Origin of the sequence: Variovorax sp. J31P179 (genome assembly GCF_030316985.1) — a bacterium.
Lineage (GTDB): Bacteria > Pseudomonadota > Gammaproteobacteria > Burkholderiales > Burkholderiaceae_C > Variovorax > Variovorax ginsengisoli_B.
Window position 1 is genome coordinate 94700 of sequence record NZ_JASZYL010000004.1, and the last position, 19700, is coordinate 114399.

General features: G+C 68.4%; 20 protein-coding genes and 1 riboswitch. Of the genes, 11 read left to right on the forward strand and 9 right to left on the reverse strand.

What is annotated here, in order from left to right; genetic code table 11:
- Positions 1-2 precede the first annotated feature (2 nt).
- The gene (locus QTI17_RS11565) at positions 3-788 is read left to right on the forward strand and encodes an SDR family oxidoreductase (RefSeq protein ID WP_286533236.1); all 786 of its coding nucleotides are present in this window, start codon (positions 3-5) and stop codon (positions 786-788) included.
- A 69-nt stretch (positions 789-857) separates the two neighbouring features.
- Here QTI17_RS11565 and rbp read toward each other — a convergent pair whose 3' ends face one another.
- On the reverse strand, positions 858-1379 hold the full coding sequence (gene rbp, locus QTI17_RS11570; protein ID WP_286533238.1) for an RNA-binding regulator: 522 nt from the start codon (positions 1377-1379) through the stop codon (positions 858-860).
- A gap of 245 nt (positions 1380-1624) precedes the next feature.
- A riboswitch (yybP-ykoY riboswitch) is annotated at positions 1625-1801 on the forward strand.
- 14 nt (positions 1802-1815) lie between these two features.
- Here rbp and QTI17_RS11575 point away from each other — a divergent pair.
- The 5 genes from QTI17_RS11575 (at position 1816) to QTI17_RS11595 (ending at position 5521) form a co-directional block, all read left to right on the forward strand.
- Positions 1816-2382 carry a TMEM165/GDT1 family protein gene (locus tag QTI17_RS11575; protein WP_286533239.1) on the forward strand — a complete coding sequence of 189 codons (567 nt, stop codon included), beginning with the start codon at positions 1816-1818 and terminating at the stop codon, positions 2380-2382.
- A 118-nt stretch (positions 2383-2500) separates the two neighbouring features.
- Entirely contained in the window at positions 2501-3661 is a 1161-nt protein-coding gene (metX, locus tag QTI17_RS11580) for a homoserine O-succinyltransferase MetX (RefSeq protein WP_286533240.1), read from the forward strand.
- Positions 3658-4242 (forward strand): methionine biosynthesis protein MetW, encoded by a 585-nt coding sequence (gene metW / locus QTI17_RS11585; protein ID WP_286533241.1) that lies wholly within the window; start codon positions 3658-3660, stop codon positions 4240-4242. Before metX ends, metW begins: the two co-directional genes overlap by 4 nt.
- A 12-nt stretch (positions 4243-4254) precedes the next feature.
- Complete coding sequence (locus tag QTI17_RS11590; RefSeq protein ID WP_286533243.1) at positions 4255-4842, forward strand: IMPACT family protein; 588 nt, start codon at positions 4255-4257, stop codon at positions 4840-4842.
- Between the two features lie 139 nt (positions 4843-4981).
- Positions 4982-5521: a bactofilin family protein gene (locus QTI17_RS11595; RefSeq protein ID WP_286533244.1), complete on the forward strand. Its 540-nt coding sequence runs from the start codon at positions 4982-4984 to the stop codon at positions 5519-5521.
- 19 nt (positions 5522-5540) lie between these two features.
- Here QTI17_RS11595 and QTI17_RS11600 read toward each other — a convergent pair whose 3' ends face one another.
- Positions 5541-6371, reverse strand: a complete 831-nt coding sequence (locus tag QTI17_RS11600; RefSeq protein WP_286533245.1) for a DUF72 domain-containing protein — start codon at positions 6369-6371, stop codon at positions 5541-5543.
- 120 nt (positions 6372-6491) lie between these two features.
- Between QTI17_RS11600 and QTI17_RS11605 the strand changes: the two genes are divergently transcribed.
- Together QTI17_RS11605 and QTI17_RS11610 are read left to right on the forward strand one after the other, a co-directional pair.
- Positions 6492-7985: a M20 family metallopeptidase gene (locus QTI17_RS11605; protein WP_286533246.1), complete on the forward strand. Its 1494-nt coding sequence runs from the start codon at positions 6492-6494 to the stop codon at positions 7983-7985.
- Entirely contained in the window at positions 7982-8809 is an 828-nt protein-coding gene (locus QTI17_RS11610; protein ID WP_286533247.1) for an alpha/beta hydrolase, read from the forward strand. Before QTI17_RS11605 ends, QTI17_RS11610 begins: the two co-directional genes overlap by 4 nt.
- Here QTI17_RS11610 and QTI17_RS11615 read toward each other — a convergent pair.
- The 5 genes from QTI17_RS11615 to QTI17_RS11635 form a co-directional block, all read right to left on the reverse strand.
- Entirely contained in the window at positions 8806-9981 is a 1176-nt protein-coding gene (locus tag QTI17_RS11615; RefSeq protein ID WP_286533248.1) for an MFS transporter, read from the reverse strand. The two genes, QTI17_RS11610 and QTI17_RS11615, sit on opposite strands and share 4 nt — an antisense overlap.
- Before the next feature lie 113 nt (positions 9982-10094).
- Positions 10095-10580, reverse strand: a complete 486-nt coding sequence (locus tag QTI17_RS11620) for a YidB family protein (protein WP_286533249.1) — start codon at positions 10578-10580, stop codon at positions 10095-10097.
- A gap of 35 nt (positions 10581-10615) precedes the next feature.
- The gene (locus QTI17_RS11625; protein ID WP_286533250.1) at positions 10616-11986 is read right to left on the reverse strand and encodes a M20/M25/M40 family metallo-hydrolase; all 1371 of its coding nucleotides are present in this window, start codon (positions 11984-11986) and stop codon (positions 10616-10618) included.
- 2 nt (positions 11987-11988) lie between these two features.
- The gene (locus QTI17_RS11630; RefSeq protein ID WP_286533251.1) at positions 11989-12708 is read right to left on the reverse strand and encodes a 16S rRNA (uracil(1498)-N(3))-methyltransferase; all 720 of its coding nucleotides are present in this window, start codon (positions 12706-12708) and stop codon (positions 11989-11991) included.
- On the reverse strand, positions 12705-13799 hold the full coding sequence (locus QTI17_RS11635; RefSeq protein WP_286533252.1) for an aminoglycoside phosphotransferase family protein: 1095 nt from the start codon (positions 13797-13799) through the stop codon (positions 12705-12707). Before QTI17_RS11635 ends, QTI17_RS11630 begins: the two co-directional genes overlap by 4 nt.
- A 99-nt stretch (positions 13800-13898) precedes the next feature.
- Between QTI17_RS11635 and QTI17_RS11640 the strand changes: the two genes are divergently transcribed.
- The 3 genes from QTI17_RS11640 to rsmA are packed head-to-tail and all read left to right on the forward strand — an operon-like array spanning position 13899 to position 18485.
- Positions 13899-16298 (forward strand): LPS-assembly protein LptD, encoded by a 2400-nt coding sequence (locus QTI17_RS11640; protein WP_503011039.1) that lies wholly within the window; start codon positions 13899-13901, stop codon positions 16296-16298.
- Positions 16299-16312: 14 nt separating this feature from the next.
- Positions 16313-17698, forward strand: a complete 1386-nt coding sequence (locus tag QTI17_RS11645; RefSeq protein WP_286533255.1) for a peptidylprolyl isomerase — start codon at positions 16313-16315, stop codon at positions 17696-17698.
- Between the two features lie 22 nt (positions 17699-17720).
- Positions 17721-18485, forward strand: a complete 765-nt coding sequence (gene rsmA / locus QTI17_RS11650; RefSeq protein WP_286533256.1) for a 16S rRNA (adenine(1518)-N(6)/adenine(1519)-N(6))-dimethyltransferase RsmA — start codon at positions 17721-17723, stop codon at positions 18483-18485.
- 246 nt (positions 18486-18731) lie between these two features.
- On the opposite strand, the gene QTI17_RS11655 is transcribed toward rsmA, so the two are convergent.
- Positions 18732-19169, reverse strand: coding sequence for a barstar family protein (locus QTI17_RS11655; RefSeq protein ID WP_286520210.1), 438 nt, complete (start codon positions 19167-19169; stop codon positions 18732-18734).
- A gap of 44 nt (positions 19170-19213) precedes the next feature.
- Positions 19214-19627, reverse strand: a complete 414-nt coding sequence (locus QTI17_RS11660) for a guanyl-specific ribonuclease (protein WP_286519657.1) — start codon at positions 19625-19627, stop codon at positions 19214-19216.
- Positions 19628-19700: the final 73 nt, after the last annotated feature.

The following is a 19700-nucleotide window of genomic DNA, read 5'->3' on the forward strand; positions in this document are numbered from 1 at the left end:
CCATGGCCTCCACCCAGACCCCCCTGCTGTTCGTCACCGGCGCCTCGAGCGGCATCGGGCAGGCGCTGGCCATGCGCTTCTACGACGCCGGCTACGACCTTGCACTGGTGGCCAGGCGAACGGCCGAGATCGAGGCCTGGGCGGCGGCGCGCCAGCTGGACCCCCGCCGCTGGCGGGTCTACGGCGCCGACGTCGCCGAGTTCGACGCCATCGTCTCGGCTGGCGCCGCCTGCATCGCGGAGCAAGGCCTGCCGGACGTCGTGATCGCCAACGCCGGCGTCAGCATCGGCATGGACACCGCCGTCCGCGGCGACCTCGATGTGATGGCCCGCACCTTCGCCATCAACAACCTCGGCCTGGCGGCGACCTTCCATCCTTTCGTGGCCGCCATGGCGGCACGCGGCAGCGGCCGCCTGGTCGGCATCGGCAGCGTGGCCGCGATCCGCGGCCTGCCGGGCCACGGCGCCTACTGCGCGAGCAAGGCCGGGGTGGTGGCCTACTGCGAAAGCCTGCGCGGCGAAATGAACGCCAGCGGGGTCAAGGTCGTCACCCTCGGCCCCGGCTATGTCGACACGCCGCTGACACAGGGCAACCGCTACGCCATGCCGTTCCTGCTGCAGCCGGCCGAGTTCGCCGACCGCGCCTTCCGCGCCATCCAGGCCGGCACCAGCTACCGCGTGATCCCGTGGCAGATGGGCGTTGTCGCCAAGCTGATGCGGATGCTGCCGAATCCGCTGTTCGACCGGCTCTTCAAGGGCCGCGGCCGCAAGCGCCGCCAGGGCGAGTGAGCCTCGCGCGGCCATGAAAAAAGGCTCCCGCAGGAGCCTTCTTGATGGGGGTTCGCGTTGGGGGCGCGATCAGTAGCCGCTGTTGCCACCGTTGCCGCCGCCATAGCCGCCGCGACCACCGCCGCCGCCACGCGGGCCAGCGCCGTACGGGCTGCGGAAGCCGCCGTCACCGCCGCCGCCACCGCTGCGGCCACCGCCGCCATAGCCGCCGCCACCGCCGCTGCGACCACCGCCGCCGCCGCCATAGCCGCCGCCACCACCACCGTAGCCGCCGCCGCCACCACCGCCATAGCCACCACCGCCGCCGCCGTAGCCGCCGCCACCGCTGCGCGGCGGACGGGCTTCCATCGGACGCGCTTCGTTGACGACCACGCTGCGGCCGCCGAGCGGCTGGCCGTTCATGCCGTTGATGGCTGCTTGTGCTTCTGCATCACTGCCCATCTCGACAAAGCCGAAACCCTTGGAGCGACCGGTGTCGCGTTCCATCATGACCTTGGCGCTCGTCACCGCGCCGAATTGGCCGAAGGCCTGCTCGAGATCACCGTCGCGCACCGAGTAAGGCAGGTTACCGACGTACAGTTTGTTGCCCATCAAGGGACTCCTATAAACACATCAAGAAAAGCGATGGAGTCCCGAGAGCAGCAATCCGGCGGAACATCCGCCGAGTTGCGCGAAACTGACCGATCACCGATTCGCCCTCGAATTTTGAAGGAAGGCTCGTGCATTATGGGTGAAATGCGACAAATGCAAGTAGGAATTTGCACGCACCCCGGCGCCCGGCAAATATTTTTGAAGTCAGTACTTGCATACATCATTGCCGCCGGACACGCTACAATCGACGAGTCATTGGGGAGTAGCCGCCTTCCATCGTGAGAAGGGTTTGCGTCAACAGACTTGTACTGCCTCCGGCAGCACATGGCGCAAGCAGCAGCCAGCCTGGCGAGACCTTTGACCGCGCAACTTCGGGATTCGGCCGAAGGTGTTGCGCGGTCAATTGCGTCCTTCGGCCGTAGGAGTCCCTTTTTTCATGGAGGCATTTTTCGTCGCTACCGGCGTGGTTGCGCTCGCCGAGATGGGCGACAAGACCCAGCTCCTCGCCTTGATCCTCGCGGCCCGGTTCCGCAAGCCCTGGCCGATCGTGGCGGGCATCTTCGCCGCCACCGTCCTGAACCACGCGCTCGCCGGCGCGGTCGGCAACTGGGTCACTCACTTCCTCGGGGCCGACCTGCTCCGATGGATCCTGGGCGGGTCCTTCATCGCGATGGCGCTGTGGATGCTGATTCCCGACAAGATCGACGACGGCGACGTGCCCAAGTCCTCGAAGTTCGGCGTCTTCGGCACCACGGTGCTCGCCTTCTTCCTGGCCGAGATGGGCGACAAGACCCAGATCGCCACCGTGATGCTCGCGGCGCGCTACGTGGACGCCTACGTCTGGGTCGTGATGGGCACCACGCTCGGCATGATGCTGGCCAACGCGCCGGTGGTCTGGCTCGGGGACCGGATCGTGAAGCGGGTGCCGATCAAACTCGTGCACGGCATCTCGGCCGCGATCTTCCTGGTGCTCGGCGTGGTCGCGTTGATCGGCTGGGGTTGAGCCGCATATACTTCTTCCACGCGCCGATTTGCTCCAGCTTGCGGGCGCTCTACAAATGCAGCTAAAGACGGACGCCGGGACCCGGCTCGTTTTTGGCGAGGCCGGGTCTTTTTCATTCATGTCCTTCGTCGTCACTCCGCAATCGATGCAGTTCGAGGGCCCGCTGGCACTCCGCAGCGGCGCATCGATCAGCCACTACACGCTGGCCTACGAAACCTACGGCCGGCTCAACGCCGACCGCAGCAACGCGGTGCTCGTGTGCCACGCGCTCAATGCGTCCCACCACGTCGCCGGCGTCTATGCCGACCAGCCGAAATCCGAAGGCTGGTGGGACAACATGATCGGTCCCGGCAAGCCGGTCGACACCGACCGCTTCTTCGTCATCGGCATCAACAACCTGGGCTCCTGCTTCGGCTCCACCGGGCCGATGCACGACAACCCCGCCACCGGCCGCGCCTACGGCGCCGACTTCCCGGTGGTCACGGTCGAGGACTGGGTCGCGGCGCAGGCCGCGCTGCTCGACGCGCTCGGCATCGAACGCCTGGCGGCCGTGATGGGCGGCAGCCTGGGCGGCATGCAGGCGTTGTCGTGGACGCTGCAGTACCCGCACCGCGTGCAGCACGCGATGGTGGTCGCGAGCGCGCCAAGCCTCACGGCACAGAACATCGCCTTCAATGAAGTGGCGCGCCGCGCAATCGTCACCGACCCCGACTTCAACGGCGGACACTTCTACGAGCAGGGCGTGATCCCGCGGCGCGGCCTGCGCATCGCCCGCATGATCGGCCACATCACCTACCAGAGCGACGACGTCATGAACGAGAAGTTCGGCCGCGCCCTGCGCAGTGCGGTCGAAGGCAGCGCCGCCAACACCGAGTTCCTCTATTCGACCCAGGAGGTCGAGTTCCAGATCGAGAGCTACCTGCGCTACAACGGCGACAAGTTCAGCGAGTATTTCGACGCCAACACCTACCTGCTGATCACGCGTGCGCTCGACTACTTCGACCCGGCGCGCGACTTCGGCGGCGACCTGCGCGCCGCACTGGCGCAGGCCAGCGCCAAGTTCCTCTTGGTGAGCTTCAGCACCGACTGGCGCTTCTCGCCGGCGCGCAGCCGCGAGATCGTGAAGGCACTGCTCGACAACCGCCGCAACGTCAGCTACGCCGAGATCGATGCGCCGCACGGCCACGACGCCTTCCTGCTCGACGACGCGCGCTACATGAGCGTGGTGCGCTCCTACTTCGAGCGCATCGCCGCCACCTTCGAAGGAGCTGCCCAGTGAGCGACAGCCCGACCCAGAACCTGATCGCCCGCCTGGTTCCCGAAGGCGCACGCGTGCTCGACCTCGGCTGCGGCGACGGCGCGCTGCTCGACCTGTTGCAGCGCGAGCGCGGCTGCACCGGCTACGGCGTCGAGATCGCCGACGGCAACGTGCTGCAATGCGTGCGCCGCGGCGTCGACGTGATCCAGCTCAACCTCGACGAGGGCCTCGCGATGTTCGACGACGCCTCTTTCGACGTCGTGCTGCAGATCGACACCCTGCAGCATCTGCGCAATGCCGAGGTGATGCTGCGCGAGACCGCGCGCGTGGGCCGCATCGGCATCGTCGCCTTCCCCAATTTCGCCCACTGGCCGAACCGCATCAGCATTGCGCGCGGCCGCATGCCGGTGACGCGCCGGCTGCCCTACCAGTGGTACGACACGCCCAACATCCGGGTCGGCACCTTCAAGGACTTCGAGGTGCTGGCGCGCAAGAACCGGCTGCGCGTGCTCGATGCCTTCGGCCTGCAGGAAGACCGCGAGGTGCGCTGGCTGCCCAATGCGCGCGCCAGCACCGCGGTCTTCAAGTTCGAGCGGGAATAGACGGACGGGGCCATGCCGTTCACTCTCGCCGCCGCGCGCCATAGCGAGCTGATCGTCAAGAAGAGCCGCTTCATCGGCTGCGTCCAACCGGTGGCCGACCGGGCCGGGGCCCTGGCGGTGGTCCAGGCGCTGCGCGTCGCGCATCCGGCGGCGGCGCATGTGTGCTGGGCCTTGATGGCGGGCGGGCAGTCCGCGGCCAACGACGACGGCGAGCCCGGCGGCACCGCCGGACGGCCGATGCTCGAAGTGCTTAGGCACCACGATCTCGACGGCGTGCTGGCGACGGTAGTGCGCTACTTCGGTGGCGTCAAGCTCGGTGCCGGCGGACTCGTGCGGGCCTACACCGACAGCATCGCGCAGACGCTGATCGACGCACCGCTGCTGCCGCAGGTGCGCCAGCGCACGCTGCACTGCGCCGTGCCCTATGCATTCGAAGGCCTGCTGCGGCGCGAACTCGCGGCCGCCGACGCGACCTTGAACCAGGTGCGCCACGAAGGCCTCGTGCACTTCGACTTCAGCCTGCCCGATCCGAACGCCGGGGCTCTCATCTCCCGGCTGGACGATGCCACGCAGGGACGCGCCGCCTGGCTGCAGCCTTGAGGGGTCGAGATACCGCAAACAGTAGGCAAAAGTTCGCGATTCTCCGCCGAGGACGATTTATTCAGTTACGCCTCTTGCGCAATGAAGTACGGTGAGGCGAAATGTCGTTCTTACGATAGACGTTTTGAGGAGCTACCCATTGGCCACACAGTCCCCCTTCTTCGGTAAACGCGATCGCGAAGCCGAAAGTCTTACCTCCCGTCCCGCGCCGCTGATGGGTTCGAACACCAATCTCTCGGGCACGCCCGTCAATCCGTCGACGCTCACGACCCAGGCCGCCAACGCCGCAGCCAGCGTCGCCAAGGAAGGCGGCAGCAAGCTCACCGTCGGCCCCAACATCAAGCTCAAGGGCGTCGAGATCACCGATTGCGACACGCTGGTGGTCGAAGGCCTGGTCGAAGCGACCATGGATTCGCGCGTCATGCAGATCGCCGAACAAGGCGCCTTCAAGGGCTCGGCCGAGATCGACATCGCCGAGATTCGCGGCCTGTTCGACGGCAACCTGACGGTGCGCGAAAAGCTCGTGATCCACTCGACCGGCAAGGTCACCGGCAAGATCCGCTACGGCAAGATCGTCGTCGAAGAAGGCGGCCAGCTGTCGGGCGAGATCAGCTTCGGCACCTCGGCACCGTCGGCCGGCGCATCGAAGCCCGCCGCAGCCCTGCAAGCCGCGGCCTGATCACCGGGCCGGCTGGGCGTCAGCCCAGCCTTTCGATCAAGGCACTCGCAGCCGCGGGTGCCTTTTCTTTTGCGCCGTTGATGAAGAAGACGAAGACATCGCGTGCCTTGCCGGCCTTGGGCGCGCTGTCCTCGACATGCGGCAGCGCCGCCGGTGCCTTGCCTGCGGCCCAGGTGCGCGCATGCTCGGCCCAGGCATCGAGCGCCTTCGGTGCGTAGCCGGACTTCTGGGCCGCATCGCTGTTCATGAGCCGCGCGTAGACGAAGTCGCCCGTCAGGTCGGCGAAGGACGGAAACTTGTCCGAATCGGTGAACACTGTCGCCGCCTTGTGCTTGCGCGCGAGCGCGAGGTATTCGGGCGCCTTGAAGCTCTCGTGCCGGACGTCCATCACGTGGCGCAGCGCACGGCTGCCGGCCTTTTCCGGCAGCAGCGCCAGGAAGCCCGCGAAGTCCTCCGCGTCGAAGGCCTTGGTCGGCATGAACTGCCACACGATCGGCCCGAGCTTGTCGCCGAGCTCCTCGATCCCGCTGTCGATGAAGCGCGCAATCGAATCGCCGGCGGTCGCGAGCAACTTCCGGTTGGTCGCGAAGCGCGAGGCCTTCAGCGAGAACACGAAGCCCTCGGGCGTCTCGTCGTGCCACTTCTTGAAGCTGGCCGGCTTCATGGTGCTGTAGTAGGTGCCGTTGACCTCGATCGCCGTGAGCTGTCGGCTGGCGTAGGCCAGCTCCTGGGCGTGAGGCAGCTTGGCCGGGTAGAAGTTGTCGCGCCAGGGCTCGTAGGTCCAGCCGCCGATGCCGACCCGGATGCGCAGCGGGGTCGTTGGGGAGTCCTTGTCGGTGCGCGCGCTCATGGCTGGCCTTGGTCGCTGTGGCGAAGCCCGCATTTTTATCGCATCCGGCGCGGCGGTGCCATCCGGGCAGAAGGTCGCAAGACGCACTAACATCGTTCTCCCGACCCCGCGGAGAATTCCATGAACGCCCCCCTTCACCGTGAAATGCCGGCCGGACTGCTCGATGCCGGCCGCGCACTGGCCGACGTCTCGTCCCAATGGGACCGCGACATCGTCAAGCAGCTCACCGACTACATCGCCATCCCCGCCAAGTCGCCGGGCTTCGACAAGGACTGGTCGCGCAACGGCTACCTCGAAACCGTGCTGCGCAACGCCGCCGCCTGGGTCGAAGCCCAGAAGGTCGAGGGCCTGAAGCTCGAGATCGTTCGCCTCGAAGGCCGCACGCCGGTGCTGTTCTTCGAAGTGCCCGCCAGCGGCACCGACATGAAGGAGACCGTGCTGATGTACGGCCACCTCGACAAGCAGCCCGAGTTCACCGGCTGGCGCAACGACCTGGGCCCATGGACGCCCAAGTACGAGAACGGCCTGCTCTACGGCCGCGGCGGCGCCGACGACGGCTACGCGGTGTATGCCAGCGTGGCGGCGCTGCAGGCGCTGAAGGCCCAGGGGGTGGCCCATCCGCGCATCGTCGGCCTGATCGAGACCTGCGAGGAATCGGGCTCCTACGACCTGCTGCCGTATGTCGATGCGCTGCGCCCGCGCCTGGGCGAGGTGTCGCTCGTCATCTGTCTCGATTCGGGCGCCGGCAACTACGACCAGCTGTGGCTCACGACGTCGCTGCGCGGCATGGCGAGCGGCACGCTGAAGGTCGAGATCCTGACCGAAGGCATCCATTCGGGCGACGCCTCGGGCCTGGTGCCGTCGAGCTTTCGCATCATGCGGCAGGTGCTCGACCGCCTCGAGGACAGCAAGACCGGACGGCTGCTGCCCGAAAGCTTCCATTGCGAAGTGCCGGCCGGACGCCTGGCGCAGGCGCGTGCCACGGCCGCGATCCTCGGCGAGGAGGTCTACAAGCGCTTTCCGTGGGCGCACTACGACTGCGGCGGCTCGACCACCTTCGCCCTGCCGACCACCACCGACCCGGTGGAAGCCCTGCTCAACCGGACCTGGAAGCCGACCTTGTCGGTCACCGGCGCGGAAGGCTTCCCGGCCCTCAAGGACGCCGGCAACGTGCTGCGTCCCTACACCGCCTTCAAGCTCTCGCTGCGCCTGCCGCCGCTGGTCGATGCCGACCAGGCGGTGCAGCAGCTCAAGCAGCTGCTCGAGGACAACGCGCCGTACCAGGCCAAGGTGACCTTCGACAGCGGCGGCGGCGCCACCGGCTGGAACGCGCCCGAAACCGAATCCTGGTTCGAACGCGCCCTGAACACCGCTTCGCAAGCCCATTTCGGCGCCGACTGCGGCTACATCGGACAGGGCGGCACGATCCCGCTCATGAACATGCTGAGCCGCGGCTTCCCGAAGGCCCAGATGATGGTCTGCGGCGTGCTGGGCCCGAAGAGCAACGCCCACGGCCCGAATGAATTCCTGCACGTGCCCTATGCGAAGAAGCTGACGGCTGCGGTGGCCGAGGTGATCGCCGCGCTGCCGGCCGCCCGCAGCGCCGCCGCTTGACGACCCTGCGCACACCCGACGGCGAGACGCTCGCGCTGCGCGACTGGCCGCTCGCGGCCGGCGCCGCCCGGGCCGTGGTCGTGTTGGTGCACGGACTGGGCGAGCATGCGGGCCGCTACGGCCCGCTCGCCGCGCGGCTCAACGCCTGGGGCTTCGCGGCGCGCGCCGCGGACCACCACGGGCATGGCGCATCGAGCGGCGCACGCGGCGGCCTTCCGTCCCCGACCCGGCTGGTCGACGACCTGGCGCTGGTGATCGACGACACCCGAAACGCCTTCCCCACGCTGCCGCTGGTGCTGCTCGGCCACAGCCTGGGCGGCCTGGTGGCGGCCAGTGCCGTGGCGCGCGGACTGCGAAAGGTCGACGCGCTGGTGCTGTCCTCGCCGGCGCTCGACGCCGGACTCAGCGCCTTCCAGAAGCTGCTGGTCGCCACCCTGTCGCGCCTGGCGCCCGGCCTGCGCGTAGGCAACGGGCTCGCGCTCGACGCCCTCTCGCACGCGCCCGCGGTGGTCGACGCCTACCGGGCCGATCCGCTGTGCCACGACCGCATCGGTGCCCGACTGGCACGCTTCCTGGCCAACGAGGGTGCCGCGGTGCAGGCGGCGGCGCCGGCATGGCGGGTGCCCACCTTGCTGCTATACGCCGGCGACGATCGGCTCGTGAACCCGGCCGGCAGCCGGGCCTTTGCCGATGCGGCGCCGCAGGCGGTCGTCAGCAGCCTCTGCTTCCCGGCGCTCTACCACGAGATCTTCAACGAGCGCGATGCCGAGCCGGTGTTCGATGCCCTGCGGGCCTGGCTCGATGCCCGATTCCCGAATGGTTAGGCCACCGCGGCCGCGGCACTGCGGCGGTGTCGCGCCAGCCACAGCAGTGCGGCGCCGGTCAGCACCACCGGGACCAGCGATCCGAGGTTGAGCAGCCGCCAGCCTTGCGTCGTGACCAGCACGCCCGACGCGAACGAACTCAGCGCCAGTGTCGCGAAGATGCAGAAGTTGAGCGCACCCTGCGCGCGGTCTCGCTCCTCGGGGGTGTAGGCGCTGAGCGAGAGCGTGGTGCTGCCCGTGAAAAGAAAGTTCCAGCCGACGCCGAGCATGAACAGCGCGATCACGAACTGGTGCAGGTCCACGCCCGACAGCGCCACCCCGATGCAGCCCAGGTTGAGCGCCAGCCCCACGCCCATGACCGGCAGCACGCCGAACCTGCGAATCAGATGGCCGGTGAAGAAGCCCGGCGCGAACATGCCGATCACGTGCCACTCGAGCACCAGGGCGACGTCCTCGAAGGGCAGGCTGCAGACCTGCATGGCGATCGGGGTCGCGGCCATCAGCAGGTTCATGACGCCGAAGCCGAGCGCGCCCGCCACGGCGGCCACGATGAACACCGGCTGGCGCGCGAGCACCGCCAGCGGACGCCCGCCCTGCGCCGCGGAACGGGCCGCCAGCGGCGGAAATTCGATGAACTGCATCAGCGCCAGCGACAGCAGCGCCACCGCCGCCAGGGCCAGGTAGGCGCCGGCGAAAGGCACCGCGAACCAGTGGCGCGTGACGGCGGCGAGGTTCGGACCCGCCACCGCGCCGAGCAGGCCGCCCGCCATCACGAGCGAGACCGCCTTCTCGCGCCATTCGGGCTGCGCGAGTTCGGCCGCGGCGAAGCGGTAGAGGCTGGCATTGGCGTTGTAGTAGCCGGCCACCACGGTGGCCGCGCACAGCAGCCAGAAGTTCTGCCAGACCGCGGCCTGGGCGCACAGCAGCGCCGACCCGAAGGCCACCGCGATCCCGATCTGGAACGAGCGCCGGCGCCCCCAGCGCTTCTGGGTGCGTGCCACCAGGCCAGTGGCCAGCGCACCGCCGACCACGTAACCCATCACCGGCAAGGTCGCCATCCAGCCGCGCGGCGCCAGCGAAAGCCCGACCAGTCCGTTGATGGCGATGAAGGTGACGTTGTTCGTGAGGAACAGGCCTTGGCAGATGGCGAGCAGCCAGAGATTGCGGTTCATGGGGCCGGGGGCTGAAGGTGGATGCCCGTTCTATCACGGCCGACCGCTGCCTCGCGCCAAAGAAAAGGCGCCTCGCGGCGCCGTTCGATCTCGAAGTCGAGGCAGATCGTTCGCTAGCTTTTCTGCAGCAGGCCGCTCAGCGACGCCAGCAGGTCGTCGTGCGTGCCCAGCCCTTCGGCCGGCACCTGGCCCTTGGGCGTGAGGTGATCGATCAGCGTCGGCAGCAGGGTGGCCAGCATGGGCAGCAAGGTCGCGCTGTTGATGCCGAGCTTCTGGGCGATGCCCGAGATCGCATCGCTGCCCAGCACGTCCTGCAACTGCCCGCCCGTGATCGGCGCGTTCTCGCCCTTGCCGACCCAGGAGCCGATGACGTCTCCCATGCCGGCCTGTTCGAACTTGGAGACCAGCCCGCCCAGCCCGCCCTGCTCGCCGTTGTTGGCGAGCAGGCCGCCGAGCGCGCCGGCCAGGCCACCGAGGTTGCCCGCCGAGCCGCCGGCGCCGCCGAGCAGCGCACCGAGGTCACCGAGGCCGCCGCCGCCCTGGGGTTGCTGCTGCGCCCCGCCGAGCACTTGACCGAGTACCGAATCGAGCAATCCCATGATGGGCTCCTGAATGTGGAAGGGTGGAACGAGGGCTAGCGGGCTCGCGGCGGCCGCCTGGCCAGCAGGGGTTCGCTCACGCCCTGCACGCCGACCAGCCCGAGCACGGTCACCAGGGCATTCTGCGCGCCCTGCCAGGCGTCTGTCACGTCGATCCATTCGGACAACGCGTGAAAGCCACCTGTCCTGCCGCCGGTGCCGATCGTGATCGCCGGGATGCCGAGCGACATCGCCACGTTCGCGTCGGTGCTGGCGCCCACCAGCAGGGTGCGGTGGCCGAAGGCGGCGTTCGAGCGCACGACCGCCTCGACGATCACCGAATCGACCGGCGTGCGTCCACCGGGCCGGTCGCCGATCAGCTTCGTCGACGCGCTCAGGGTGCTCACGTTCCAGCGCTTGTTCTCCGCCGCCACCGCCTCGTCGATGGCGGTCAGCACCTTCTTCTCGGTGTCCAGCAGCGGACCCGTTTCGTCGGAGCGGATGTCGACCGTCATACGGGCGTCCGGCGCGATGGTGTTGACCGAGGTGCCGCCGCTGACGGTGCCGACCGTGAAGGTGGTCCGCGGCGAGGCCGGGGTCTCGATGTCGGCGATCCGGGCGATCGCGCGACCCATGCCATGGACCGCGCTCGGCACCTGGCCGAAAGCGCCGTAGCTGTGGCCGCCGGGGCCCTTGAAAGTCACTTCGTAGCGATGGCTCGCCGTGCCGAGCACCAGCACCGTGCCGTCGGCCGCCGGCTCCAGCCCGACCATGCCGTCGATGTCGAGGTGGTCGCGAAAGATGGCCTTCATGCCGCGCAGGTTGCCCAGTTCCTCTTCGCCCACATTGCCCACGAAGATCAGGTCGCCGACGGTCTTCACCTGCTGGTCGTTGAGCACCTTGAGCCAGGACAGCAGCACCGACAGGGCGCGCGTGTCATCAGAGATGCCGGGGGCGTGGAGCCGGCCGTCGCGCTCTTTCACGCGGACATCGGTGCCGGCCGGAAAGACGGTGTCGAGATGGGCCGAGACCAGCAGCCTCGGGCCGTTGCCGCTGCCCCTGCGGACACCGATCACGTTGCCTTCGGCGTCGATCCGGGCGTCGGCGAGGCCCAGCGCCTTCATGCGGACCAGGAACGCCTCCGCGCGCCGCTGTTCCTTGAAGGGCGGCGCCTCGATCTCGGTGAGCATCCGCAGGTCCTCGATCGAGCGTTCGTGGTCGGCCTTCACGGCATCGAGCAGCTTGCGCACCGTGGGCGCGGCGAGCAGCTGCGAATAGACCTGGTCGACCACCGGGCGAACATAGGTCGGCGTCGGCGCCACCGCGGAGTTCTGGGCCTGGGCGCCGCCGAATGCCAGGGTGGCAATGGCCAGGACCATGATGGCGGTGGCGGGCCGCTGCTTCGGCCCCGGAAAGCGCGGCGCCATCGTCAGCGCCCAGCCAGCCCGACGAGCGCGGCCAGGGCGGCGGTTTCGGCGCGCAGCACGCGCGGACCGAGCGTCAGCGGCGCAAAGCCCTGCGCGATCGCGGCCTGTTCCTCGGTCGCGCTCAGGCCGCCCTCGGGGCCGCTCAGCACCCAGGCCCCGCGCTGCAGGTCCTGCGCGGCATCGGCGACGCCCCGCGTGCCGGGCGCCAAGCTCAGGATGAAACGCGCGGCGTCCCCCAGCGGCGCGTCCAGCCAGGCGCCGAAGGTCCGCACCGGATGGATCACCGGCACCCGGTTGCGCCCGCACTGCTCGCAGGCCGCAATCGCGATCGCTTCCCAGTGGGCGCGCTTCTTGTCGGCGCGCTCGCTGTTGAGCCGCAGCACGCCGTGCGCGGTCATCAGGGGCTGGATGCCGGCCACGCCCAGTTCGGTGGCCTTCTCGACCAGCCAGTCCATGCGTTCGTTGGCCGGCATGCCGACCGCCAGCTGGATGGGATGCGGCGCTTCGCGCTCGATCGCCGCGTGCGCGCCGACCTGCACCGAGACCTCGCTGCGACCCATGCGCTCGACGGTCGCGGCGTACTCGCCGCCGAGGCCGTTGAACAGCGTGATCGCATCGCCCGGCTGCATCCGCAGCACCTGGACGTGGCGCGCGGCACCCGCCGGCAGCACCAGCACGCTGTCGGCGGCGAGCGCCGACTCGCAGTGGAAACGCGCCGTCACATGCGTCCGTAGGCAAAGCCGGTCTGGGCCTGCGTGCCTTCGATCTCGTCGACCACGCGCAGGAGCGGCGTCAGTTCGCGGTAGCGGCCGGCGGTGGCCCGGATGTAGGCGATGAAGCGCGGCGTGTCGGCCAGGTACTTCGGCTTGCCGTCGCGCAAGGTCAGCCGGGCGAAGATGCCGGCCACCTTCAGATGGCGCTGCAGGCCCATCCATTCGACCGCCCGGTAGAAGGCGCCGAAATCGGGGTCGACCGGCAGGCCGGCCCTGCGGGCCCGCTCCCAGTAGCGCACCGTGACGTCGAGCACGAATTCCTCGTCCCAGCTCAGGAAGGCGTCGCGCATCAGGCTCGCGATGTCGTAGGTGACCGGCCCGTACACCGCGTCCTGGAAGTCCAGCACCCCGAGGGCATCGGCGTCGCCGACCATCAGGTTTCGCGGCATGAAGTCGCGGTGCACGTAGACGGGTGCGGCCGCGAGGTTGTTCTCGACGATCGCCTTGAAGCTGCGCTCCAGTCGCTCCTTCAAGGTACCTTCGACCGCGACGCCGCGATGGCGCGCGACATACCAGTCGGGGAACAGCGCCAGTTCGCGTTCCAGCAGCGCCCGGTCGTAGGGCGGCAGCACGCCCGGCCTGGACGCCAGCTGCCAGCGGATCAGGGCATCGATGGCCTGGTCGTAGAGCGGCCGGGCCGCCTGCGGGTCGTTCGGATCGATGACATCCAGCATCGTCTGCCGGCCGAGGTCGTCGAGCAGCAGGAAGCCGTCGGCCGACTCCCATTCGAGCACCTGCGGCGCGCGCACGCCGGCCTCGGCCATCAGCTGGGCGACCTGCACGAAAGGCGCGCTGTTCTCCTGCGCGGGTGGCGCGTCCATCACGATCCGGGTCGGCGCGCCGGCGCTCGCATCGACGCGGAAATAGCGCCGGAAGCTGGCGTCGGCCGAGGCCAGGCGCACGGTCGCGGGCAGCAGGTGGTGGCGATCGGAAATGCGCGCCATCCATTGCTGGAACGCGCTGGCGCGGGCCGGATCGCTCCAGGCCGGTGCTTCGGGACGGGGGGCGGCGGCGCCGGACGGTGGCTGGGGGGCTGTCATGGATAATCGATTCTACAAATCCGCCTGGCGCGGAGCTCCGCAACCCGTCGGCCCGAGTCGCCGCCCTCCCCCTCCCAGACGAAATTTGCCCCCGTACCGATGCCTGACTTGAACCGAGCCACCCGGCGCCGGTGCCGCCCGCCCTTGCCCCTGGCGCTGCTGTCGCTGGCGCTGCTGCATGCGCAAGGCGCATGGGCACAGGATGCAGACCTCGACCGGCCGCTCGTTCTCAAGCGCACGCCCCAGCTCGCGGAGACCATCCCGCCGCTGCTGCGCAGCCAGCTGCCGACCTTCGTCGACGGCGACAAGATCTCCGGCCGGCCCGACCTCGAGACCGTGGTCGAGGGCAATGCCACCCTGCGCCGCGGCGACATGTCGATGCGGGCCGACCGGCTCGAGTTCTACCAGCCCGAGGACCGCGCCCGCGCCACCGGCAACGTGCGCATCAACCAGGCCGGCAACGAGTACGAAGGCCCGGAGGTCGAGCTCAAGATCGAGACCTTCGAGGGCTTCTTCAACAAGGTCCGCTATCGCTTCCTCGCTACCGGCGGCCACGGCGACGCCGAGCGCATCGACTTCGTCGACAGCAACGTGTCGGTGGCCCGCCGGGCCACCTACACCACCTGCCGGCCGGAGGACTATCCGGGCTGGATGCCGGCCTGGCTGCTGAGCGCCGCCACCCTCACCACCGACACCGAGGACAACGTCGGCGTCGCCACCAATGCGCGGCTGACCTTCATGGGCATCACCACGCCGCCGTTTCCGTCGCTGAGCTTTCCGCTCAGCAACGACCGCAAGTCCGGCATGCTGCCGCCGGTCATCGGCCTCGACAGCGTGAACGGCATCGACATCACGACACCGTACTACTGGAACATCGCGCCCAACCGCGACGCCACGCTGTACCCGACCGTGATGAGCAAGCGCGGCATCAACCTCGGCACCGAGTTCCGCTACCTCGAAGAGAAGTACAGCGGCGAGATCCGGGCCGACTACATGCCGGACGACCGGCTGCGCGACGGCCGCGACCGCTGGGGCGTCTGGACGCACCACTCCCAGACCTTCGATGCCCAGTATTTCGGCCTCGATTCGCTGGTCGGCACGCTCGCCATCAACCGCGTGAGCGACAACGACTACTGGCGCGACTTCACCCGCACGCCCTCGCTGACCCAGCGCCTGCTGGCCAACGACGGCTCGCTCAACTGGACCAAGGGCGACTGGAGCGGCGTCGCCCGGGTGTTGAGCTACCAGACGCTGCAGTACGCACCGGCACCGATCGTGCCGCCCTACGACCGGATGCCGCAGATCACGGCGAACTACAACAAGTTCGACTGGAACGGCTTCGACTTCTCGCTCAACAACGACTACACCCGCTTCGAGGCCAAGCCGCTCGAGCAGGGCGGCCAGCCCAACGGCGAGCGGGTGTTCTCGGTGGCGTCACTGAGCAGGCCCTTCCTGACCCCGGGCACTTTCGTGGTCCCGAAGGTGATGCTCAACGCGACCGCCTATCAGTTCGACGGCCCGCTCCTGACCAACGGCGCGACCCATGCCGACCGCGTGGTGCCGACCTTCAGCCTGGACAGCGGCCTGATCTTCGAGCGCGATGCCAACTACTTCGGGCGGGCCTTCCGCCAGACGCTCGAACCGCGTGCCTTCTACGTCTACACGCCGTTCCGCAACCAGAACTACCTGCCGGTCTACGACACGGCGCAGAACGATTTCAATTTCGCCACCGTCTACACCGAGAACGCGTTCTCGGGCGACGACCGCATCTCCGACAGCAACCTGCTGACCCTGGGCGTGACCACCCGGCTGATCGACCCCGACACCGGCGCCGAAGCCGCCCGCTTCGGCATCGCACAGCGGCTGCGCTTCGCCGACCAGCTGGTCACCATGCCCGGCGGCGTGCCGGTCACCGACCGCTTCAGCGACCTGCTGCTGGGTGCCCAGATCAACTGGACGCCGAAATGGAGCGTGGACGGCACGGTGCAGTACAACCCCGACACCCAGACCTCGGCGCGGACCGCGCTCAGCGCGCGCTACAACCCGAGCCCCTATCGCACCATCAGCGCCGCCTACCGCTACCAGGCCGACACCACGCCCACTTCGAACGACGGCAACCGGGCGGTCGACGTCAGCTGGCAATGGCCATTGAACGACCTCTGGGGCGACAAGGGACAGGACCTCGGCCCCGGCAGGGGTCAAGGCGGCGGGCGCTGGTACGCCGTAGGCCGTTTGAACTACAGTCTGGAATCCAGCAAACTGACCGATGGGGTGCTCGGCTTCGAATACGACGGCTGCTGCTGGATCGGCCGCGTGGTGCTGGAACGCGTCACCACCGGACAGGTCACAGCCAGCACGCGGATCATGTTCCAGCTCGAGCTGGTCGGATTCGCGGCCCTGGGCTCGAGTCCGAGACGCACTTTGACGCAGAACATCCAGCGCTACACCCCGTTGCGTACCCCGAGCATCGGCCCGAGCCGCTTCACCAATTACGACTGAGATCGAGCTTCGCCATGACACCCATCCGATCCCTCATCACCCTGGCCTGCCTTGCGACCCTGACCGCCACGGCCGGCGCCCAGGGCATCACCGACATCATGCGCGGCAACCAGCGGCTGGGGCCGGCCCCGCTGCCGTCCGAGCCGCGACCGGCCGCGGTACCGACCCGGCGATCGGCCGAGTACATCGTCGCCCTGGTCAACTCCGAGCCGGTGACCAATACCGAAGTGCAGTCCCGCATGCAGCGCCTGCTGCGCGAAAGCCCCGAAGCCCAGCGCATGCCCCGGCCCGAACTGGCCCGTATCGTGCTCGAGCGGCTCATCAACGAACGGGCCCAGCTCCAGCTCGGCAAGGAAAACGGCGTCAAGGTGGACGACCTGGCGGTCGACCAGGCCGAGCAGACCGTGGCGCGGCAGAACCAGATCAGCGTCACCGAGCTGCGCCGCCGGGTGGCGGCCGAAGGCATGTCGCAAGAGCAGTTCCGACGCGACCTGCGCGATCAGCTGACCCTCACCCGCCTGCGCGACCGCGAGATCGAGGCCAAGGTCAAGATCACGGATGCCGACGTCGACCAGTTCATCAAGGAGCAGCGTGCCGGCGCCAATGCGGCGATCGCCGCCAACCTCAACATCGCCCAACTGGTCGTGCTGGTGCCCGAAGGCGCCAGCGACGACGAAGTCGCCAAGGCACTGCAGCGGGCCCAGGCGCTGGCCCAGCGCGCCCGCGCCGGCGAGGACTTCCCGACGCTGGTGCGCCAGAACTCCGACGCGCCGGACCGCTCCGGCGGCGGGCTCATGGGCATGCGCAGCGCCGACCGCTATCCGGGCATCTTCGTCGAGGCCACGCAGTCGACGCCGATCGGCGGCATTGCGGGCCCGGTCCGTTCCAGCGTCGGCTTCCACGTGCTCAAGCTGATGGCCAAGTCGCAGCCGGGTGCGAGCGACGCCGTCGTCACGCAGACCGAGGTGCGGCACATCCTGCTGCTCAACGACCCCAAGCGCAGCACCGCCGAAGCGGTGGCCCAGCTGGCCGAGTTCAAGCGCCGGATCCAGAGCGGCACGGCCGATTTCGCCGGCCTGGCGCGCGACAACTCGCAGGACGGCAGCGCCAAGCAAGGCGGCGACCTGGGCTGGTCGCGGCCCGGACTCTTCGTGCCCGAGTTCGAGGAAGTCGTGAACCGGCTGGCCCCGGGCGAGATCAGCGATCCGGTCGTCACGCGATTCGGCGTCCACCTGATCCAGGTCCAGGGCCGGCGCGAAGCCAAGCTGAGCCAGGCCGAGCAGCGCGAAGCCGTGCGCGCCGTGCTGCGCGAGAAGAAGGTCGAGCAAGCCACCGAGACCTGGGCCCAGGAAGTGCGCGCCCGCGCCTACGTCGAATACCGCGAGCCGCCGCAGTCATGAAGCCGTTCCAGGGCGCCGGCTCGTGAAGCATGTCGCGCGCAAGCGCTTCGGCCAGCACTTCCTGACCGACGGCGGGATCATCGACGCCATCGTGCGCGAAATCGCGCCGAAGGCCGGCGATGCGATGGTCGAGATCGGGCCGGGCCTGGCGGCCCTGACGCAGCCGCTGGTCGAACGACTGGGCCGGCTGACGGTGATCGAACTCGACCGCGACCTGGCCCAGCGGCTGCGCGGCCACGGCCAGCTCGACGTGATCGAGTCCGACGTCCTGAAGGTCGATTTCGCCGCCCTGGCCGCGAAGTTCTCGCCTGCGCCCCTGCGCGTCGTCGGCAACCTGCCTTACAACATCTCGACGCCGATCCTGTTCCACCTGCTCGGCTTCGCGCACCTCATCGCCGACCAGCACTTCATGCTGCAGAAAGAAGTCATCGACCGCATGGTGGCGCGGCCGGCGACCTCCGACTACAGCCGGCTCAGCGTCATGCTCCAGTGGCGCTACGAGATGGACAACGTGCTGTTCGTGCCGCCGGAAAGCTTCGACCCGCCGCCGCGGGTCGACAGCGCCGTGGTGCGCATGGTGCCGCTGGCGCAGCCGCCGGCGGTCGATGCCGCGCGCCTCGGCGAGATCGTCCAGGTCGCCTTCAGCCAACGGCGCAAGCTGCTGCGCCACACGCTGGGCCAATGGCTGGACCAGCACGGCTTCGCCGGCAGCTTCGACACCCAGCGCCGCGCGGAAGAAGTGCCGGTGGCCGAATACGTCGCGCTGGCGCAGGCGGCGCCCCAATGAAAAAAGCCCGTCGCTGACGGGCTTTCGTTCGAAGGGCGCTGGGTCAGGCCGCGGCCAGCCAGTAACCCGCGTTGAAGGGACTGCTCATGCGCAGCGCCAGGGGCGACACGTCGACCAGTTTGTCGGTCGGCATCTTTTCTGCGGCCGGGTCGGTGTTCTGAAGGTCGATGCCGGGCGCCGGAGCGGCCGCATTGTCCTGCGAAGCCTCGTTCGCCCGTTCTGCTTGGCTGGTGTGTGCAGAACGGGCTACAGAAAAGAATAGAAGCACCTGAACGGTATCTTCCGGTCTCCCCAGTAGTCCGAGGCGTCACGGAAGATGTCCAGCAGCTGCTCGCGCGCCTCCTTGTCGAACTTGGCGTTGGCCGGGATCTGCTCGAGCACGATGACGAAACCCGGTTGCGGGCCCGATTTGTGCAAGGGATCGGTCATGCAGTCGTACAACGCGTCGAAGTTCTTGCCGAAGTGCTGCGGGAATGTGAATTGCTGGGCAATCAGGTCAAGCACATCCTGCTTGGTCTGGGCATTGCCCAGGTTCGCATACAGGAAATGCTGACCGGCCGCATGCGCCGCTTCCTGCAAGTCGTTCACGCGGAAGGCGCGAATCGACTGCACGATGTTGGGTCGCACTGCACGAAGGGATAAGGTCATCTCCGCTGGTCTTTCCGTGGTTGTCGTCGTCGTCATTTCTTCAGGACGCCTTGCAGCGCCGCTCCAATTCAGTTGCTCGCTCATGGCACGATCCGCCGAAAGCTCGCGTAATGGTCTGCCGTATACCAGCAGGCCGATGGCGCCGTGCGCTCGCCTCCACAGACGATGCGCTTGGCGCCACGATCACGCGAACCGGGCGTATCGACCGTGTATTCTCGGTAGTGGCCTCGCCGTTCCTGCGGCAAGAGGCGTTCGCGGTTGCCGAACACCGTGCCGTCTTTTTCGTGCCGGAAAGGACCACCGTTCAAAATGGCCCCGTAGGTACGCTGGCCTTGCACCGGCAGTTCGGCCAGCGCGACCGTTTCCTGTGCCGGCATGCCGGCACCGGTGCCGAACCATTCGCGAGCCTGGGCTCCCGCCGTCAGGGCCACCAGCAGGACGCTAGTGAGCGCAAACTTGGAAACCGGGGACGAGATCGAGGCGTAAGCCGCCATGGAGCACCAGAAGGAATAGAGCGAGAACCGAACCGGGGGTCGACCGACCAGGACACACTCCGCAGCGCATCTT

Excerpts from the sequence above, each read along its gene's own strand:
- QTI17_RS11640 (WP_503011039.1), top strand. The coding sequence starts at position 13,899 with ATGCCTGACTTGAACCGAGCCACCCGGCGCCGGTGCCGCCCGCCCTTG.
- QTI17_RS11655 (WP_286520210.1), bottom strand. The coding sequence starts at position 19,169 with ATGACGACGACGACAACCACGGAAAGACCAGCGGAGATGACCTTATCC.
- QTI17_RS11625 (WP_286533250.1), bottom strand. The coding sequence starts at position 11,986 with ATGGCGCCGCGCTTTCCGGGGCCGAAGCAGCGGCCCGCCACCGCCATC.
- QTI17_RS11600 (WP_286533245.1), bottom strand. The coding sequence starts at position 6,371 with ATGAGCGCGCGCACCGACAAGGACTCCCCAACGACCCCGCTGCGCATC.
- QTI17_RS11615 (WP_286533248.1), bottom strand. The coding sequence starts at position 9,981 with ATGAACCGCAATCTCTGGCTGCTCGCCATCTGCCAAGGCCTGTTCCTC.
- metX (WP_286533240.1), top strand. The coding sequence starts at position 2,501 with ATGTCCTTCGTCGTCACTCCGCAATCGATGCAGTTCGAGGGCCCGCTG.
- QTI17_RS11645 (WP_286533255.1), top strand. The coding sequence starts at position 16,313 with ATGACACCCATCCGATCCCTCATCACCCTGGCCTGCCTTGCGACCCTG.
- QTI17_RS11575 (WP_286533239.1), top strand. The coding sequence starts at position 1,816 with ATGGAGGCATTTTTCGTCGCTACCGGCGTGGTTGCGCTCGCCGAGATG.
- QTI17_RS11590 (WP_286533243.1), top strand. The coding sequence starts at position 4,255 with ATGCCGTTCACTCTCGCCGCCGCGCGCCATAGCGAGCTGATCGTCAAG.
- QTI17_RS11635 (WP_286533252.1), bottom strand. The coding sequence starts at position 13,799 with ATGACAGCCCCCCAGCCACCGTCCGGCGCCGCCGCCCCCCGTCCCGAA.
- QTI17_RS11620 (WP_286533249.1), bottom strand. The coding sequence starts at position 10,580 with ATGGGATTGCTCGATTCGGTACTCGGTCAAGTGCTCGGCGGGGCGCAG.
- QTI17_RS11565 (WP_286533236.1), top strand. The coding sequence starts at position 3 with ATGGCCTCCACCCAGACCCCCCTGCTGTTCGTCACCGGCGCCTCGAGC.
- QTI17_RS11660 (WP_286519657.1), bottom strand. The coding sequence starts at position 19,627 with ATGGCGGCTTACGCCTCGATCTCGTCCCCGGTTTCCAAGTTTGCGCTC.
- rbp (WP_286533238.1), bottom strand. The coding sequence starts at position 1,379 with ATGGGCAACAAACTGTACGTCGGTAACCTGCCTTACTCGGTGCGCGAC.
- QTI17_RS11605 (WP_286533246.1), top strand. The coding sequence starts at position 6,492 with ATGAACGCCCCCCTTCACCGTGAAATGCCGGCCGGACTGCTCGATGCC.